Source organism: Methylibium sp. (assembly GCF_035762065.1).
In the GTDB taxonomy this organism is placed as follows: Bacteria; Pseudomonadota; Gammaproteobacteria; order Burkholderiales; family Burkholderiaceae_C; genus Methylibium.
In genome coordinates, this window is the sequence record NZ_DASTPW010000040.1 from 29,875 (window position 1) to 47,934 (window position 18,060).

18 protein-coding genes are annotated in these 18,060 nt (G+C 71.0%); 1 reads left to right on the forward strand and 17 read right to left on the reverse strand.

The features are described from left to right. Window positions 1–5: 5 nt before the first annotated feature. The 17 genes from sctT to VFR90_RS10695 form a co-directional block, all read right to left on the reverse strand. The gene (sctT, locus tag VFR90_RS10615; RefSeq protein WP_326406102.1) at window positions 6–830 is read right to left on the reverse strand and encodes a type III secretion system export apparatus subunit SctT; all 825 of its coding nucleotides are present in this window, start codon (window positions 828–830) and stop codon (window positions 6–8) included. Further along, window positions 830–1,333, reverse strand: a complete 504-nt coding sequence (locus VFR90_RS10620; RefSeq protein ID WP_326406103.1) for a hypothetical protein — start codon at window positions 1,331–1,333, stop codon at window positions 830–832. Before VFR90_RS10620 ends, sctT begins: the two co-directional genes overlap by 1 nt. Beyond that, window positions 1,330–2,676 (reverse strand): type III secretion system ATPase SctN, encoded by a 1,347-nt coding sequence (sctN, locus tag VFR90_RS10625; RefSeq protein ID WP_326406104.1) that lies wholly within the window; start codon window positions 2,674–2,676, stop codon window positions 1,330–1,332. The genes VFR90_RS10620 and sctN overlap by 4 nt, the downstream gene beginning before the upstream one ends. Further along, the gene (sctL, locus tag VFR90_RS10630; RefSeq protein WP_326406105.1) at window positions 2,673–3,908 is read right to left on the reverse strand and encodes a type III secretion system stator protein SctL; all 1,236 of its coding nucleotides are present in this window, start codon (window positions 3,906–3,908) and stop codon (window positions 2,673–2,675) included. Before sctL ends, sctN begins: the two co-directional genes overlap by 4 nt. 9 nt (window positions 3,909–3,917) lie before the next feature. Further along, complete coding sequence (locus VFR90_RS10635; protein WP_326406106.1) at window positions 3,918–4,601, reverse strand: type III secretion protein HrpB4; 684 nt, start codon at window positions 4,599–4,601, stop codon at window positions 3,918–3,920. After that, window positions 4,598–5,443, reverse strand: a complete 846-nt coding sequence (gene sctJ / locus VFR90_RS10640; RefSeq protein ID WP_326406107.1) for a type III secretion system inner membrane ring lipoprotein SctJ — start codon at window positions 5,441–5,443, stop codon at window positions 4,598–4,600. The genes VFR90_RS10635 and sctJ overlap by 4 nt, the downstream gene beginning before the upstream one ends. Before the next feature lie 18 nt (window positions 5,444–5,461). Further along, window positions 5,462–5,833 (reverse strand): hypothetical protein, encoded by a 372-nt coding sequence (locus VFR90_RS10645; protein WP_326406108.1) that lies wholly within the window; start codon window positions 5,831–5,833, stop codon window positions 5,462–5,464. 22 nt (window positions 5,834–5,855) lie between these two features. Continuing rightward, entirely contained in the window at window positions 5,856–6,350 is a 495-nt protein-coding gene (locus tag VFR90_RS10650) for an HrpB1 family type III secretion system apparatus protein (protein WP_326406109.1), read from the reverse strand. Between the two features lie 63 nt (window positions 6,351–6,413). Continuing rightward, a complete protein-coding gene (locus VFR90_RS10655) occupies window positions 6,414–8,120 on the reverse strand; it encodes a hypothetical protein (protein WP_326406110.1) in 1,707 nt (568 codons plus the stop codon). Between the two features lie 25 nt (window positions 8,121–8,145). Then, the gene (locus VFR90_RS10660; RefSeq protein WP_326406111.1) at window positions 8,146–8,373 is read right to left on the reverse strand and encodes a hypothetical protein; all 228 of its coding nucleotides are present in this window, start codon (window positions 8,371–8,373) and stop codon (window positions 8,146–8,148) included. A 97-nt stretch (window positions 8,374–8,470) separates the two neighbouring features. Then, window positions 8,471–8,851: a hypothetical protein gene (locus VFR90_RS10665; protein ID WP_326406112.1), complete on the reverse strand. Its 381-nt coding sequence runs from the start codon at window positions 8,849–8,851 to the stop codon at window positions 8,471–8,473. A gap of 37 nt (window positions 8,852–8,888) precedes the next feature. Continuing rightward, the gene (locus VFR90_RS10670) at window positions 8,889–9,155 is read right to left on the reverse strand and encodes a hypothetical protein (RefSeq protein ID WP_326406113.1); all 267 of its coding nucleotides are present in this window, start codon (window positions 9,153–9,155) and stop codon (window positions 8,889–8,891) included. After that, window positions 9,152–10,153: a hypothetical protein gene (locus VFR90_RS10675; RefSeq protein WP_326406114.1), complete on the reverse strand. Its 1,002-nt coding sequence runs from the start codon at window positions 10,151–10,153 to the stop codon at window positions 9,152–9,154. Before VFR90_RS10675 ends, VFR90_RS10670 begins: the two co-directional genes overlap by 4 nt. Before the next feature lie 71 nt (window positions 10,154–10,224). After that, window positions 10,225–12,468, reverse strand: coding sequence for a type III secretion system outer membrane ring subunit SctC (sctC, locus tag VFR90_RS10680; RefSeq protein ID WP_326406115.1), 2,244 nt, complete (start codon window positions 12,466–12,468; stop codon window positions 10,225–10,227). Between the two features lie 13 nt (window positions 12,469–12,481). Then, window positions 12,482–13,933, reverse strand: coding sequence for a helix-turn-helix domain-containing protein (locus VFR90_RS10685; RefSeq protein WP_326406116.1), 1,452 nt, complete (start codon window positions 13,931–13,933; stop codon window positions 12,482–12,484). 92 nt (window positions 13,934–14,025) lie between these two features. Next, the gene (locus tag VFR90_RS10690) at window positions 14,026–14,907 is read right to left on the reverse strand and encodes a lytic transglycosylase domain-containing protein (protein WP_326406117.1); all 882 of its coding nucleotides are present in this window, start codon (window positions 14,905–14,907) and stop codon (window positions 14,026–14,028) included. Continuing rightward, window positions 14,907–15,320, reverse strand: coding sequence for a hypothetical protein (locus VFR90_RS10695; protein WP_326406118.1), 414 nt, complete (start codon window positions 15,318–15,320; stop codon window positions 14,907–14,909). Before VFR90_RS10695 ends, VFR90_RS10690 begins: the two co-directional genes overlap by 1 nt. A gap of 229 nt (window positions 15,321–15,549) precedes the next feature. Between VFR90_RS10695 and VFR90_RS10700 the strand changes: the two genes are divergently transcribed. Continuing rightward, window positions 15,550–18,057, forward strand: a complete 2,508-nt coding sequence (locus VFR90_RS10700; RefSeq protein ID WP_326406119.1) for a TonB-dependent receptor plug domain-containing protein — start codon at window positions 15,550–15,552, stop codon at window positions 18,055–18,057. Window positions 18,058–18,060 lie beyond the last annotated feature (3 nt).

Below are 18,060 nucleotides of genomic sequence, written 5' to 3' on the forward strand. Positions count from 1 at the left end.
CGACCTCAACGCGCGGCGCCCTCGAAGAACGCGCTCAGCGTGCGCCCCACGTCGACCAGCGCGAGCTGCGGCTTCGCCTGCTCGAAGAACACGCCGACCAGCAGCGCGATCATCAGCATCGCGACCGCGCCCTTGACCGGCTGCGCGAGCGAGTTGGGCTCGAGCTTGTCGGCCACGCGGCCGAGCAGCCCGAAGGCGAGGTCGATCAGCACCAGCGTGATCAGCGCCGGCGCCGCGACCCGCGTCACGATGCCGAGGTAGTCGGCCACGTCCTTCTGCACGAAGCGCAGCAGCAGGTCGCCCCACTGCGGCAGCGCCTGGCGCACCGGCCACCACGCGTAGGTCTCGAACACCAGGCCGACCAGCGCGACCAGCCCGCCCAGCATGAAGAACGCGCAGATCGACAGCTGCGACAGCAGGTTGCCCAGCGGCGTGCTCTGCTGGCCGCTCAGCGGATTCGACTGCTGCACGTTGTTGAAGCCGGCCATGTTGTCGATCATCGAACCCACCCCCTCGGCGACCCAGAACACCGTCGATGCGGCGAAGCCGAGCAGCAGCCCGATCAGGCCCTCCTTCAGAATCAGCAGCGAGTACGAAAGCATGTCGAGCTCCTTCATGAAGTCGAGCGGCTGGCCGTAGGCGACGTACAGCCCCACCCACAGCGGCAGGCCGTTGCGCGCCATGCCGGTCAGCGCCTGGTCCGAGGTGGGCGGCAGCACCAGCATCGCGACCATCAGCCGGGCACTGCACAGCATCACCAGCGCCATCAGGATCAGCACGTCCTCGGCGTAATGGACCAGCCGCACCAGCGAATCGAAGCTCGCGTCCATCACGGGGACTCCGGTGCGGCCCGCGCGCGCAGCAGCCGCGCGGTGGAGGACTCTTCCGCCTCTTCGTCCTGCTCGTCCTGCGCCGCGTCGGCGCGCGTGCGCAGCAGTTCGTCGCGGCGTTCCTCGATCACTTCGATGCGACGGTTCGCGCGCTTGACGACGCGGCGCGCTTCGACCAGCGCGTCCAGCGCCGCCTGGACGCCGCGCTGCGACTGTTCGACCGCGGCCTGCGCCTGCGTGGTCTCGGCGGATCGGTCGGTCACCAGGGTGCTGAGCACGATCATCTCGCTGGGCAGGAAGCCGCGGCCGGCCCCGGTGCGCTCGGCCAGGCGATCGCGCATCGCCTGCTCGGCCGCCTGCTTCTGCGCATGTTCGCGGCGCCTTTGCTCGGCCGCCTGTTCGGCCTCCGCGCGCTGCGCGTCGGCGGCGCGCACGCCGTCTTCCAGCGCGGCCAGGCCGCGGCGCTTGATGCCGGCCAGCACCGAAAGCGTCTCGGGCCTCATGACCGTGCGATGTGCATGAGCAGCTCGACCGTGTCGTCGAACACCCACGAATGGTCGGTCGGCTGCGAGAGCAGGTCCTTGATCGCGGCGATCTTGGCGACCGCCTCGTCGGCCAGCGGATCGCCGCCCTGCTTGTATTCGCCGAGCTGGATCAGCAGCTCGAGCTCGTCGTGCCGCGCCATCAGCTTGCGCAGCTTGCCGGCGGCCTCGCGGTGCTCGCGCGCGACCACCTGCGACATCACCCGGCTGAGGCTGCCGAGCACGTCGATCGCCGGGTACTGGTTGCGCGCGGCGATCTTGCGCGAGAGCACCATGTGGCCGTCGAGGATGCCGCGCACCTCCTCGGAGATCGGGTCGCCGGACGACTCGTCCTCGGCCAGCACCGTGTAGAGCGCGGTGATCGAGCCGCGGATGCCCATGCCGGCGCGCTCGAGCAGGCGCGGGATCTCGGCGAACACCGAAGGCGGGAAGCCGCGCCGCGCCGGCGGCTCGCCCGCGGCCAGGCCGATCTCGCGCTGCGCGCGCGCGAAGCGCGTCAGCGAATCCATCATCAGCAGCACCTTCAGGCCGCGGTCGCGGAAGTACTCGGCCACCGTGGTCGCGGTGTGCGCGGCCTTCGCGCGTTCGATCGACGAGCGGTCCGACGTGGCGCACACCACGACCGAGCGGGCCATGCCCTCCTCGCCCATGATGTCCTCGACGAACTCGCGCACCTCGCGGCCGCGTTCGCCGATCAGCGCGATCACGCTGATGTCGCATTGCGTGCCGCGCGCGAGCATGCCCATCAGCGTGCTCTTGCCGACGCCGGCCGGCGCGAAGATGCCCATGCGCTGGCCTTCGGCGAGCGTGATCAGGCCGTCGATCGCCTTCACGCCGGTGGGCAGCGGCGGGCCGATCATGGCGCGCTCCATCGGGCTGGGCGGCAGCGCGAACACCGGGCGGCTCTCGCCGGTGAGGATCGCGCCGTGCCCGTCGATCGGGCGGCCGAGGCTGTCGATCACGCGGCCGAGCAGGCGGTCGCCGACGGGCACCGCGAGGATCTTCCCCGAGCCCGCGACCTGCGTGCCCGGCCGCACGCCGAGGATCGAGCCGAAGGGCGACAGCAGGCTGCGCCCACCCGCGAAGCCGACCACCTCGGCGGACTCCAGCACCTCGCCGCTCTCGTCGAGCAGTTCGCACAGTTCACCGACCTGGGCGTCGAGCCCGGCCACGCGCATCAGCGTGCCGATCACCTCGACCACCTTGCCGGTGCGCCTGAGCATCTTGGTCGTCGCGAGCTCGGACTCCATCAGCGAAGCCAGCCGCTCGACGGCGCCGAGGCCATCGTTCCGCCCGAGCTTCATGCGTCGCGCTCCGCGTCGGTGGCGGTGTCCTCGCGCGACGAGGCTTCGTCGTCTTCGTTCTTGTCGGTCCTGACGTTCCGACTCTCCTCTTCCTCTTCCTCTTCCTCTTCCTCTTCCTCTTCCTCTTCCTCTTCCTCTTCCTCTTCCTCTTCTTCGTCTTCCTCTTCTTCGTCCTCCTCCTCGTCGTCGTCCTCGTCCTCGTCCTCGTCCTCGTCCTCGTCCTCGTCCTCGTCCTCGTCTTCGTCCTCCTCCTCGTCGTCGTCGTCTTCGCCCTCGTCTTCGCCCTCGTCCTCGTCCTCGTCCTCGTCGTCGTCGTCGTCGTCGTCTCCGTCGCCGTCCTCGTCGTCGCTGTCGTCGTCCTCGGTTTCGTCCTCGCCGTCGCTTTCGCCGCCGTGTGCATCGTCATGCGACGACGGCATCTCCGCCCCGTCGCCCTTGGGCTCGTCGTCGGCGTCTTCGGGTTCCTCGTCCGGCTCGTCGTCGCTTGCCAGCAGGCCGTCGGCCACCGCCGCCTTGCCGAGCGCGCGCTCCATCGCGTGGCGCAACGCACCGATCTGCACGTCCAGGCTCGCGTCCACCACCCCGAGATCCGACTCGAAGATGCAGGCACCGGCCTTCAGCGAGGTGTCGATCTCCAGTTCGAGCGCGATGCCCTGGTCGCGCAGGCGCTGCAGCGAGGCAAGCGCCGCGCGCGCCGGCTGCACGTCCTGCTCGGCGACGCGCAGGGTCATCGCGGTCGCGCCGCGGCACAGCGACGCGACGTTGTTCGCCGCACGCTCGTAGAGCGCCTCGCGCGGCTCGGCCTGCACGATGCGCTCGACGGCCGAGGTGACGATCTGCGACAGCCGCGTCTGCATCTTCTCCATCACCTGCGCGCGCGACAGCGTGTTCTTCAGATGGTGGCGGTGCCAGACCTCCGAGCCCGCGCGCTGGCCGGCTTCGAAGCCTTCGGCACGCGCCTGCTCGAAGGCCTTGCGCGCGGCTTTGCGGCCGGCTTCGACCAGCCGCTCGGCTTCGGCCTTCGCGGCTTCGAGCCGCCGCGCGACCTCGGCCTCCGCCTGCGCGAGCCGCTGCCCGGCCTCGGCCTCGGCCTGCGCCAGGCGCTCGGCGCACAGCCGCGCCGATTCGTCGTGCAGCTCGCCGAGCGAGACGAAGCGCTCGACGTCGGCCGCCCGCACGATGCCGTCGGGCACGCCGATCGTCGTGTCGCCGAGTCGGAGCCAGACGAACATCGGCTCTCCTCAAGCCGCCATCGCGGCGTCGGCGCCGAGCCAGCCCTCGACGCGGGCGATGCCCTGCTCGCAGGCTTCGCGCGAGCGCGGAAGCGAAGCGCCCAGCGGCAGGCCGGCCGTGAGCGCGAGCCGCAGTTCGCGGCGCGGGGTTTCGGCGGGCAGGCACAGGCGCGCCAGGCGGCGCAGGCTGCGGTCGGGCCAGGCACCGCAGCGTTCGATGTCGGCATAGCCGACCCGGGCCCACAACAGCGGCGCGCCGACGTCCAGCGAGGCCGGCGCCGCGCGCCCGCCGCCGCCGGCCGCGCGCCACATCGGCTCGAAGGCCGCTCCGAGAGCGGCCTCGAGCGCCTGCCGGGTCGCGCGCTGCACGCAGCTGCGCAGCACGCCGGGGCGCTGCAGCAGCGCGTGGGCCGCGAGCCTGGGCAGGAGCTCGCCGCGCGCGAGCAGGCTCCAGGCGCCGGCGGGCGTCGCCAGCGCCGCGAGCGCCGGCCACGGGCCGCATATCCGGGTGAAAAGCGACTGCGCGACGCGCGCCTCGCGCGCCGCGCCGGCGTCGTTCAGCAAGGCGGCGAGCTCGGCGTCGGCGAACCAGCGGGCGCGCCAGGAGGGATCGATCGACGCGAGCGAGCCGCTCAGGCGCCGCTCCAGCGCGAGATAGGCCTCGGCCAGCCGGGCGGTCTGCGCGGGGTTCACGTCGCGCCCTGCCCGGCGGGGTCGAGCGACTCGTCGGTGCGCGCCTCGGCCGGCTCGGCGGCGGCCGCGGCGGGGCCGGCCTTGACCTGCCGGTACGCGTGCACCAGGTCGCGCAGCTTCTTCGGCAGCCGCTCGGGACGACGCAGCGCGAGCCAGGTGAGCCCGCCCGCGCCGATCGAGGCGAGGCCCAGCAGCGCGCCGAGCAGGTACCAGCCCCAGCCGATGCCGCCTTCGGGCGGCGGCGCCGGCGCGATCGCCTGGCCCGGCACCAGCGTGATCGAGACGTTGTCGTAGCTGAGCCCTTCGACGCTGCGCGCGACCATGTTCTTGATCGCCGGCGTCAGCCCCGAGAGGTTGGCGTGCGGGCGGTACTTGACGAACACCGAGGCGCTCGACGGCTTGACCACCGGGGCCAGCGGATCGTTGTTCGGCAGCACGATGTGCACCCGCGCCGAGATGACGCCGTCGATGCGCGAGATCGTCTCGGACAGCTCCTGCGACACGCCGTGGATGAAGCGCACGCGCTCCTCGGTCGGCGTGGAGATCAGGCCGTCCTTCTTGAAGATCTGGCCGAGCGAGTCGTGCCGCTTTTGCGGCAGGCCGACGGCTTCGAGCACGGCGACCGCGCGCACCATGTCGTCGGACTCGACCATCAGGTTCCAGGTCTTGCCGCCGTCGGGCGACTCCTTGCTCGCGCGCACGCCGTTCTCGCGCAGCGCGGCGAGCATGACGTTGACGTCGGCCTCGACCTGCTTGGTGAACAGCTCCGTCTTACAGCCGCACAGGAGCGCGGCCACCACCACCGCGGCCGCCAGGCCGCGCCGTCGCATGAAGGCATTCATCGAAGGGACCGTGCAGCTTCACTGGTTCTTCATCAAGGTGGAGAGGCCGTTCTTGCTGCTCTGCGCGGCATAGATGACCCCGTTGTTCTGCATCGCGACCTGCGCCATGTGGTACTGCAGCTCGATCTGCCGGCCGACCAGCTCGTGCGGGTCCATGCGCGGGGCCTGCACCGAGAACGACTGCACTTCGTTGAACAGGTCGCGCAAGCCGAGTTCGTAGCGCTCGACCACGTGCGAGGCGACGTTGGGCGAGCCCACCGGCGCGAGCATCGGCTGCGCCGGTTCGTGGGCCATCAGCTCCGCGAAGCGCGACGACAGCGCTTCGGTGGCATGGCCGGGGGCCATGGTGGCCCGCTCGAGGATCTGGTTGGCGGCGATCTCCGGAATCATGACGGCTCCTCGATCAAGGTTCTCAGGCGCGCAGCACGCGCCAATCGTGTTCGTCCAGCAGGTTGTCGGGCGCAGCTGCCTCGCCGGGCTCGGACGGCTGGGTCGTCGACGACTCGATGCTGTCGTGCTCGTCCGGATCCTTTTCGCCCAGCAGCAGGCGCATCAGGTCCTTTGCCTCGGCCGAATCGCTTTCGCTGATCACCTGGTCCGCGGTGCAGATCCAGACGGCGTCACCGGTCGCGTACTGGCAGAACGCCAGCAGCGCCTTGCCGAGCGGCCACTCGAGGATGCGTTCCTCGGCGCCGCGGATCGTCCGCAGCGCCTGCAGCCAATCCAGCCGGCGGATCGAGATCCAGGCGTCGAACACCACCAGCTCCGCGAGCTGCGGCCGCAGGTGGCGTAGCGCCTTCAGCACGTCTTCCGCATCGTCCAGCCGCTCGTGACCGATCGCGGTGCCCAGCACCTCGACGAGACAGGCCACGAACTCCCTGCGATGGCAATCTGCGTATGCGTCCAATTGAATGCTCCGAGCGCTTCGAAACTGCGCGACGGCGCGGTTGCGCCGTCGCGCACGTCTGCGTTATCGCGCGTTCAGCAGTTGCTGCACCTGCTCCAGGCTGAACTTCTTGTCGGGGGTGTCCCACTTGCCGTTGTAGCCAGCGCCAAGGTTGACGTCGAGCGAGTCCATCAGCGCCGGGTTCCTCTGGAGGAACCGCAGCGCGTCCCCGGCCTCCTTGTTGCCCATCTGATCCGCCTTGGTGATGTATTCGCCGATCTTCGTCATGTCGAAGGGCTGGCCCTGGCCGACGATCGCGTTCCAGTTCTTGGCGAGGCCTTGCAGGTTCACCCTCTCCGGCTCGTTGGCCACCGTGTTGCCGAGGAAGTTCGTCAGGCCGGACATCTGGATCTGGCCGTCCGGCTTGTCGCCGCGCCCCTTGTCGAGCTTGTCGAGCAGTCCCGGGGTGTCCAGCAGCATCTGCAGGGCGGCGCGCTGCGGATCCTTCAGGTTCGGATCCTTGAGCTTCTCGTCGATCTTCCCGCGGTTCATCACGCCGTCGGGGAACAGCGCCAGGAAGTTGCTCATCACGATGCCGACGGCCTCGCGCGGCGACTTGGGATTCGCCGGGTTCGCGCTGCCGGACGTCGACAGCGGCGAGCCGAGCAACCGGTCGATGTCGCCTTCCGAGAACACGCCGTTCATGTTGGGGCCCGCGGCTCCGCCATAGAGCGAGCCGGCCGAGTCGAGGCGGTCCATCAGGTCCTTGTTCTTCACCAGACGGCCCGCGGCCTCGCGCAGCTCCGGCGAAGCCGCCACGCCAGGCCGGATCTCGCCGGTGTCCGCGATGCGCTGCAGATCCGCGGGGCTCATCGTGCCGCCGTTCGCGAACAGCTCGCGGGCGTTGGCCTTCAAGACCTGCAGGGCCGCGCGATCGCCGGCCGTGAGCTTGTCGCGGTTCATCGTGACCAGGAAATCGCCGCGGTCGTACTCGTTGTCGACCCGGCCCGGCAGGCCGGCGTTGTCCTGGCGCGCGGTGTCCAGCGCGCGCAGCATGCTGGGGTTCTCGAGCAGGTAGCGCGCCGCCTCGCGGATCTCGGGATTGAGATTCGGGTTCTGCGCGGCGCGCTCCAGATCCGCCTTGGTGAGGTTCTGCGCGCCCGGCGTCTTCAGGGAGTCGAACGCGTTGTAGATGACCGACAGCGCGCGGTCGTCGTTCATCACCTGCGGACGGCCCGAATTCATCGGCGGGGTGTAGCCGGCATTGAAGTTCGGGAAGCCGAAGTTCGGCATGTTGAAGTTGCCCGGGTTGAACCACGGCATCCCGCCCTGCTGCGGGTTCGCGAACGGATCGCCCGGAGGGGTGAAGCCGTTGTAGTTCGAACCCGGGTAGCTCGGGCCTTGCGTGTTCGACCCGTTGAAGTTCGGGCCGGGGTAGCTCGGGCCGGGGTAGCTCGGGCCGTAGTTCTGGCCGGGGACGCCGCCGTTCTGCGGCTCGCCGAGGAACGGGGGCGCCATGTTGTCGAAGCCGCCCAGGAACTTCTGCGCCATGCCGCTGAGCGCGCCCATGTCGCCGTTGTTCAGCGCCTTCAGCACGATGCCGAGCACGAACTTCATCGACTGGATCAGCTCGGCCTGGGTGCGAATGACGTTGACGAGCTCGTTCGGGACGGTCTTGAAGTCGCCCCAGTTCTGCATCCCCTGGTTCTGCGGGCTGGGCTGGTTGCGGTAGGACGGGTACGAGTTGTCGTAGCCGCCGTACCGGGAGGAATAGTTGGTGTTGACGCTCATGATGGTTTCCGTTGCGGTGGTGAAGTCAGGCGAGGTTCTTGATTGCGTCGCCGAGCGCCTTGAACAGCTTGGCGAGCGCTTCGTTGAGCTTGGCGATCATCTGCAGGATCCCCATCTCGGTTTGCAGACGCATCTGGGTCAGCGTCATCTCGCGGATCGAGCCCATGCCGGCCTCGGCCGCTGCCTGCCCTGTGTCGCCGCCCGCGTTCTGGATTCCGAGTGCGCTGCCGACGGAAGGAAAGTTCATGCCCATGTTGGACCTTTCGTGGTGAAGGACACCCGCGTCGATAAGGCCGTGTGCGCGCGGACGGCGGGGTTGGCGTCTTGCACGCTGGCCGAAGAAAAGCGGATCAGGCTGGCTGGCTCATGTAGTCCATGACGCCGTTGACCGCGCGTCGCACCACGTCGTTGGTGGTGGTCGCGAGCACGCTCTCGAGCGCCGCGCGGCCGTCGGGGTCGCCGGCCAGCATCAGGGACACGGCCATCGCGACACGCGCGGCCTCGTCGTCCGGGTTCTCGCGCAGGTGATCGCCGAGCACGCTCTTGGCGAGGCTGCCGTCGCCGGACATGCCGGTGACGATCGCGCGGCACGCGCGGAACTGCATCGGGTGCTTGAGCGTCGCCTCGACGGCGTCGTTGACGATGTCGGCGTCCTCTCGCGTGCGATAGACGATGCCGAGCAGGCCGACGGCCATCAGGTAGCGATAGACGAGCGGGGAGCGGGTGGGCATGGCGGACCTCTCGAAGGGCTGCGACCGGGCGGCCGTGTCAGTGGACGAGCACGGTGCCGTGGGCGGTTTCCCACACGTGCGCGATGATTCGTTGCGATGCGCGGAAGCCCTGCGCGAGCTCCTGGATGAGCTTGCGGTCGTTCGGGTCCTCGGTGACACCGACGCGCTGGTCGCTGGCCTCGGCCACGACCTTGAAGTAATCGATCATGGCCCGTGCCTTGTCGCCGGAGTGGTCCTCCGTCAGGCTCTTCTCCAGGTTGGCCATGTCGCCGAAGATCGACTTTTCGAGGTTCGACTCGCTCATTGCGTTGCTCCTGATATGACGTTGCGCGTCTGTGGGGAATCACCGGCGGCGACGCGCCCCGCCGTGATGGAGATGAACTTCGAGCCGTCGCGGCTCTGCACGTACTCGACGCCGTCGGCCGACAACATCGCGCCGACCGGCATGCGCGGCGGCGCCGGCAGCTCGACGACCTCGAAGCGGATCTCGCGCACCAGCGGCGCCAGGTCGACGACCAGCCGCGACGCGCTCGCGCGCAGGCGATCGAGATGCATCGCGCGGCCCGAGACGAGGAAGGCGCCCTTGCCGACGTGGCTCACCTGGATGCCTGGGGCGGCCAGCGTGTCGGTGATGCTCTGCGCGATGTCGGGCGCCGCCGCGTAGCGCTGCTCGACCGCCTCGCCTTCGAAGGGCGCGAGCGCGTCGCGCAGGCGCACCGCATCGTCGGTCGTGTTGAACAGGCCCTCCACCACCACGCGATCGCCGACGCGGTAGACCTCGGCCTGAGGGATGCCGGTCGCACGCACCGACTCGAAGACGCGCGCGAACAAGGACAGCGGCTTCTGGCGCGCCGCGGCCGCGTCGCCCGAGGCCGACACGATCAGCCCCAGCGCGCCCGCCATCGCGAGCGCCGCCGCGGCGCCGACGCCCCACATGCCGACTCGGCGGCGCTGCGTGGCCGCCACCGACGCCGCGGCGGCCGGCGCGTCGGGCAGCGGCGCCGGTGCGGCCTCGGCCGGCGAGAACACGTTCGCGAGCGGGCGCAGCAGCCGTTCGAGCAGCTCGACGTCGTCGGGCCAGGCCGCGTCGTCGTTCGGGCCGAGGCACAGCACGACGGAACCGAAGCGGCGCGGCATCAGGTCGTCGAACGCGACCGCGCCGGCATCTGGCAATTGAAGCGTCGCGGTGAACATGCCGTCGTCCTGCTCGGTCAGCGTGAGTTGCAGTGCTGGTTCAGTCCAGTCGGTGATGCACAGGTCGGCTTCGGCATCGGCCGAAATCGTCCAGTTCGATGCATGCAAGGCTAGGCGGGTGCCTGCATGAAAGCCGGTCAGAACGCGAAGCTGTTTCACGGTTAGCGAAGGTGACGAAATCAAGGCTGCGGGTAAGCGCCGAGCTCTCCGTTCACCGGCTCGACGCGCGGCGCCTCGGGTGCGCGCGACACCGGCGGACGGGCGGGCAACGCGGCGCCCTGCGGCGCGGCGGACGAAGCCGATGCCGGCTGCGGAGCGGAGGCGGCCGCTTGCGGCGACGCAGCGGACGCGGCCGCTTGTGGCGACGCAGCGGACGCGGCCGCCTCGGGCAACGCAGCGGACGCAGGCGCTTGCGGCGGCGGAGCCGGCACGGCCGCTTGCGGCAGCGGAGCCGGCACCGCGGCTTGCGGCCATGCAGTCGAGGCACCCGCCTGCAGCGACGGGGTCGACGCAGCCACTTGCGGCAACGCCGTCGTCGCAGCCGTTTGCGGCGGCGCGGCCGATCCCGCGCCCAGAGGCGACGCCGCAGCCGGGCTCACCGCGGGCAGCAGCGGCGCCGAAGCGGCCACGGGCCGCAACGCGGCTTGGTCCGGCGCCGTCACGACCCACTCCGACGACGTCGCGCGAACACCCTCGCCGTTCACGAGCCGCGGCGTGATGAGGAACATGCGCTCGATGTGCGCGCTGCGCTCCGCGCGCGTGCGGAACAGCCCGCCGATGAACGGCAGCTTCGACAGGCCCGGCACGCCGACCATCGCGTTCGACGCCACGTCGGTCGTGATGCCGCCGATGAGCAGGCTCTCGCCTTCGGTGACGTGCGCCTCGGTGCGGATCTCGGTGCGCTTGACGATCGGCACGCCGTCCACGTCCTGCGGCTCGAAGCTGCCGTCCTCGATGTAGAGCGACATCTTGATCTGCGCGCGGCCATCCTGGGCGGTGACCTGCGGCGTCACCTGCAGGAGCGTGCCGGCCTCGACCTGGTAGAGCTGCACGTCGAGATTGCCGGCCACGCGCACGTTGGCGATGCGCTTGTCCTGCATCGTCGACGGACGGTTCGCGACGCCAAGCACCTTCGGCTTGGAGACGATGCGCGCCTTGCCCTCGCCCTGCAGCGCATTGACGCGCGCGAGCACCTCGCGCCCGGCATTGCGCAGCACCGTGCCGACCGAGAACGTGCCGGTGGCGCCGCTCGCGGCCGCCATCGCGGTGCCCTGCGACAAGGCCGGCCCTTCGAGCGAGGTGCGAGTGCGCCCGGTCGTGACCGACCAGTCGACACCGAGCTGATCGACGCTGTCGGAGCTCACGTCGATGATGACCGCCTCGAGTTCGACCAGCGTGGGCCGCGTGTCGAGGCGGCGCACGAGCTGCATCACTTCGGCGATGCGGCGGCGACGTGCGTAGACGATCACCGAGTTGGTGGTCTCGTCGGCTTCGAAGACGGGCTGCTCGTCGTCCTCCGACACCGGGCTCGCGACCGGGCGCGGCGTCGGCACGGCGCCGCTGCGGTCGGTGGTGCCGGTCGGCTCGCCGGGCCGGCGCTTCTTCTCGGCGCTCTCGCCGGCCGGCACGCCGAACAGCGAGCGCATCGCCTTCGCGCCCTTCATCGAAGCGGGCATCTCGGGCGGCTCGACGGCGCCCGAGGCCGCGACCGGCGCGTTGCCGCCGCCGAAGATGCTGCGCAGCACGCTGACCACCCCGGGCACCGTGACGGCGCCGAGCCGGCGGTCCTGCGCCGACGCGAACTTCAGCTCGATGACCTGTGCGACGCGGCGGTTGCCTTCGACGGCGCCGAGGTCCAGCGATTCGATCGCCAGGCCCACCAGCTCCACGTGCCGCGGCGGCCCGTAGACCATCAGCGTCTTGCTGCGCGCGTCCCAGCGCAACGGGTAGCGCTTGTCGCCGAGTGCGAGCGAAGTCATCAGCTGCTGCACCTGCTTCGGCTCGTAGCCCTTCAAGCGGAAGATGCGGCTTTGCACGGCACTCGACGGATAGAAGTAGAGCGCCGAGCCGTCGTCGTACCAGATCAGGCCGTAGGCGCGCGAGGTCGCGTTGAGGAAAGCGAGCGGCGTCGTGTCGAACTGGCCGGTGACGACGCCCTGCACCTGCGCGTCGATCACCGCGGGGCGGCCCTGGCTCGCCGCGAAGTCGGCCAGCACGTCGGCGAGCCGTTTGCCCTCGGCCCGGTAGACGAAGCGCGCGATGCGCGGCTGCGCGGGCTCGATGAACTCGCGAGGCTCGCGCTTCGCGGCCCGCTTCGGCTCGGCCAGCGCCGGCCGCGCGAGCACGATGAAGCTCACGCACAGCAGTGCCAGCACGCACCAGCGCAGCAGCCGCCCGGTGCGCGGGGCGATCGGCAGGCTCATCGCGTACTCCGTCTCAGGCCGGGAAGCGCTGGGCGGCGCCGCGCAACGTCTCGGCCGGTGTCTCGGCATAGAGATCGCGGTAGCTCTGGATCAGCGTCGAGCGGTTGGTCACGCCCCATTGCGACGCGATCTGCGAGACCACCGCGCGCTCGCCGAGCCCGGTACGGCGGTGCAGTTCCTGGTGGATGCGCTTGACACGCTCGCGGCGGATGAACTCCATCGGGCTCATGCCGAGGTGGGTGCGGAAGGTCAGCTGCAGCGCGCGCTCGGTGACGCCCAGCCGCGCCGCGACGCTGCGGCCGCTGAGCTCGGGGTCGCCGAGGTTGTCGACGATGTACTGGTAGGCGCTGCGGTAGCGCACCGGCAGGCGCAGCTTGGCCGCGTCGCCGTCGACCGGCACGCCGCCGTCGTCGAGCTTGGTCTGCGAGATCTGCGCGAGATCCCGCTTGACCGCGCTCAGCGCCTGCTCCATGTGGCGCCGGTACATCTGGAACGAATCGGCGTGCTGGCCCTGCGTGAGGTAGAGCTTTGCGAGGCAGTACTGCAGGTCGAGCGAGTAGCGGCCGTGGCGCACGTCGCGCTCGCTGCCGATCAGCGGCGCGAGCATCTCGCGCGCCGTGCCGACCGCGCCGCGCGTGAGCAGCGCGAGCGCCGTCTCGACGCGCGCCGCGGTCTCGGCGCCCAGCAGCCGGTGCTCGCGCAGCCAGCCGATGCAGCCGGCGAAGCCGGTCTCGGGCAGCGGCGAGATCAGCAGCTGCAGATGGCGCAGGCGCTGCGCGACCAGCGGCTTGCCTTCGCAGCGTTGCAGCGCGTCGTCGAGCCGCCGGCGCACCGACTCGGCATCGTCGAGGTTCTTCGCGTTGTCGCGGTAGCCGGCGGCCCAGGCGTGATCGGCCAGCTCGTCGGCCAGGCGCATGCGCTGCTGCGCGGCGAGTTCGATCTCGGCGCAGTCGATCAGCTCGACCGCCTCGAGGTCCTTCACGTGCGTGGCGCAGACCTTGGCTTCGCGCAGGGCCTGCGTGGCCCGCGCGCACTCGCCCTCGGCCTGCAGCGCGGCGGCCATGCAGGCCAGCGCCTCGACGCGCAGCAGCGGCGTGCACTGCGCGTCCTCGCACACCGTGCGGAAGCACTCGATCGCGCGGCCGATGCGGTTCAGGTACAGGCACATCCAGCCCTGATCGAGGCTCATGTGCCAGCGGATCGCGTTGCGGCGCAGGCCGGTGTAGGCGCGCGTGCACTGCTGGAACTGCTCTTCGGCGTCTTCCTCGCTGCCTTGGAGAAGCAGCGCGCGGCCGAGCAGCGGGGCCAGGTCGGACTGCTCCGCCGAGTTCGGCACCGCAGCCTGCTGCATGCGTTGGCGGCCGAGCCGCAGCGCCGCGTCGAGCCGACCTTCGAGCAGCCGCTCCTTGATGTCGGCATCGCAATAGCTGCTGCGATGGACGGCGAGGGCCAAGAGGATCTGCATACCAAACTCCTTGTCGTTACTGCGTTGGAGAAGTGCACAGAAAGCTTAGGAATGCACGATGTGGCGAGGATCAACAGGTCTCGCGGAAAAGCTCACCAACGCTCGGCGCGCGAGGCATCGGGCCGCGCGGCCGCTTGCATCGGTGCGGACTCCTGCGCACGCGTCGCCGCCGCGCGCAGCTGCGCGAGCCGCGCCTTGACCTGCACGACGTAGGACTGCGTCTCGGCGAACGGCGGGATGCGGCGGCCGTAGCGCAGCACCGCGCCTTCGCCGGCGTTGTAGGCGGCCATCACCAGCTCGGGACGGCCCGGGAACATGCGGCTCAGGTCGGCGAGGTAGCGCGCGCCGACGTCGATGTTCACGGCCGCGTCGTAGAGGCGATGGCGTTCGGCGACGCCGTAGCGCGCGCCGGTGGCCGGCATGATCTGCATGAGCCCCATCGCGCCTTTCGGCGAGCGTGCGCGCAGGTTGTGGCGCGACTCGACGTGGATCACCGCGCGCAGCAGATCCGCATCGACGCCGTGGCGCCGGCTCGCGCTTTCGACGATGGGCGCGAGCTGCTGCGCAAGGCGCGCCTGCTCGGTGGAAAGCTTCATCGCCGCGACGAAGTCGCGCGCGAGCGCGGGTGCAGGCGCGGGCGCAGCCACCGGTGCGGCCACCGGCACTGCAACCGACGCGACGACCGGCGCAAGCGGTGGCGCGGGCGGCGGCGCTTCGATCAGGGTGACGGCGACCGGCGGGGCGACGCGCGCCAAGCCGGACGCGATGCGCTGCACCCGCTCGCACAAGCCCACCGCACGCCGGAACGAAGGCTCGAGGTTTTGCTGCAGCAGCTGCACGCTGCCGTCGATCAGGGTGCAGCGCCAGCGCATCTCGGCGCCTTGCGCGCCCGTTGCGCCGAACATCAGCAAGGCGGCGCCCAGCACGCCGCCGCGCGGCCTGGCAAAGCCACCGCGCAGCGCCGGGGCGCCCATCAGGCGGCCGCTTCGCTGCAGGCGCCCAGGCGCGCCGCGGTGTCGGTCAGGCGCTCCTGCACCGCACGCTGGCGTTGCTCCACCTGCTCGACCATCGCGAGCATGTTGCGCGCCATGGTCGTGGCGTCACCGCCCTCGGCGATGTTGCCGAACGAGGCGTCGCCGACGCGCTGCTCGCCGAACAGCGCGTCGCGCACGAGGTCGAGTTCGGCGGCGATCGCCGCGAGCTCGGCCGCGCCGGGGCGTTCGCTCGCCGGCTTGTCGAGCAGGCGCTGCAGCAGCTGGCGCTGGTGGATCAGCTCGGCGCAGTGCTGCTGCGCGGTCTGGTGCAACGTCTGTAGCGAGGACATCGCGCCCAGCAGCTCGCGGGGGCCGGGCTGCGGCTCGGCCGCGCCGGTCGTCGTTGAGGTCATGGAGTGCTCCTGGTGTTGGCGGGTCCAGGCACGATCCGGCCGAGCCCGAAGGCACAGCGTGCCGTGGGCGGTCGCGCCGCAAGGGGCGCGCAGCGAAGGCGTGCACGCCGTTGCGAACCCCGGCAGGGCCGGAAATGTGTCACGCGCGCGACCCGCACCACGTGATGCAGGGCATGCTTTCGCGCGCTGCAGCGTCGATAACGGCACCGCCTCCTCGATGCCTGCTGTCATGTCCGAAACCTTCCTGGCCGACCCGCGCGGGTCGGCGCCCTCGCGTCGCCGCCGATCGCGCGCGCTCGCGCTTGCCGGCGCGCTCGGCGCACTCGCGACGTTGCCGCCTGCCGCGGCGGCCGCGGATTGCGCGCCGCCGCTTCGCCACCTCGACATGCCGGCGCAGCCGATGCCGCGCAGCCTGATCGCGCTGGGCCTCGAGTTCGGCGCGGTGCTGTCGTTTCCCCCGGCGCTGGTCGGCGAGCGGCAGGCGAGCGCGGTGCGCGGCTGCCACAGCGCGCTGAGCGCGCTGGCGGTGGTGCTGCAGGACAGCGGCCTCACCGCCGAGGCCGAAGGTGATCGCACGATCGCGATCCGCCACGTCGACCTGATGCCCACCGCCGCCGTCGCGCTGCCGCCGGCGGCGCTTGCGGCGAGCCCGTTGCTGCTGCTCGACCGGGTGCTGGTCGAGTCCTCGCAGGCGCCGACCGCACGCGAGGGGCTGGCGCCGCAGAGCGCGCAGTCGGGCACGCGCACCGAGACCGCGATGCTCGACCTGCCGCAGTCGGTCTTCGTGCTGACGCGCGACGCGCTGACGCTGCAAGGCAACCCGTCGGTCGCGCAGGCGCTGGGCAGCGTGATCGGCGTGGATGCGCCGTCGAACGAAATAGGCTCGTTGTTCGTCGACGCACCGCTGCACGTGCGCGGGCTGCCGGCCCAGATGCAGATCTCGGGCGTTCGCACGCTGCGCCAGCCGGGCACGGTGGAGAGCCAGCTGCTCGAACGCATCGAGGTCGCGCGCGGCCCGAACGGCGCGATCAGCGGCCCGGCGGCCGAGGGCGGCCGCGGCGGCGTGATCAACGCCGAACTCAAGCGCCCCGGCGGCGGCCGCGTGGCCGAGGTCGCGACGACGCTCGCCTCGCGCGACGGCGGCACCGTCTCGGGCGCCTTCGATCTCGCCTCCGGCGGCAGCCAGGGCCTGAGCTGGCGCGTCGCCGGCTACGGCAAGCGCAGCGGCGAGACCGAAGGCGGCTACAAGCCCGACTGGGCGCGCGGCGGGCTCGGCGCGCTGCGGCTGCGCGAAGGCCCGCTCGACGCGACGCTCACGCTGCTCGGCGAGCAGCGCAAGACCGCGCCGCCCGCGGCGACGACCACTTTCCAGGCGGACTACGGCGAGGAGAACGCGCCCGACGTCGAAAGCTTCAGGCCGGGCCGCCTGGTGCCGCCGTCGCGCGGAGACGGGCTGTCCCTGAAGACGGCACTGGTGGATGTCGACCTGCGCTGGCGCCTGTCGCCCGACTGGCGCACGACCTTCCTGCTGCGCCGCGAGACGACGCGGTCGACGACGATCCAGACGCGCCTGAGCATCTTCGGGTTCGAGGAACCCTCGTTCGACGAGGTGCGCTCGCGCACGCGGCTGGAGAGCATGCAGTGGAGCCTGGCGGGCAACGCGGCCACCGGCCCGGTCGAGCACCGGCTGCTGTTCGCCGTCGACAAGGACCGCTGGTCGGTCGACGACCTCCTGCTGCGGGGCCAATGGTTCTATCCCTTCGACGCGCCGTTCGTCCCTGGCGTGGACACGCTCGACCCGGCCTACCTGCTGGTGAGCGAAATTGGCGACGGCTCCCCCGGCAGCCGCGTACGGCATTGGGGCGTGTTGATGCAGGACCAAGCGTCATGGGGGCCGCTCGAGCTGCGCCTGGCGCTGCGGCGCGGGGAGTTCCGGCAGTCGTCGCGCTTCGAGGACGACGAGTACGTGAGCAGTCGCGCGCCGCGACGCACCAGCGGCGACGTCGGCATCGGCCTGCGCGTCGCGCCGAGCGCCACGGTCTACGCCGGCACCCAGCGCACCTACGAGGCGAGCTACCGCGCCAGCGACGACGAAGCCGTGCTGCTGCCGCGCATCCGCCAGCACCAGATCGGCGCGAAATGGGCGCTGCAAGAGGACCGCGCACTGTTCGGCGTCGAGCTGTTCGAGCTGGAGGTGCTCGACCTCAACACCTTCGAACAGCGCGAGGACGTCGAGCTCGACGAGCTGAGCACCGGCCTGCCGGGGCGCGTGACGCGCGGACTCGAGATCGAGTACGTGGGCCGCGTCACGGCGGCGCTCGACGCGAGCATCGGCCTGAGCTTGATGCGCTCGCGCGAGACCGCCTTCAACATCTTCGCCGAGACCTACCAGGCCGACGGCAGTGGCGTGCCTTCGCGGGCCCTGCGGCTGCTCGCGCAGTACCGGCTCGACGCGCACGGGCTGGCGCGCACCAGCGTCGGCTTCGGCCTGCTCGCCACCTCGTCGCGCTGGGTCACCGCGCGCGACACGACGGACCCGAACGATCGCTCGGCGATCCGCCTGCCCGGCGCGGCGACCCTGGACCTCTCGATCAAGCGCGAGTTCGACGGCTGGGACCTGACCGGCTCGGTCTACAACCTGACCGACCGCCGCGTCTACGGCAACTACGCCGCGAGCACCTTCGTGCCGATCGGCCCGCCGCGCTGGTACTCGCTCGGCGTGCGCGTGCGCTTCTAACCC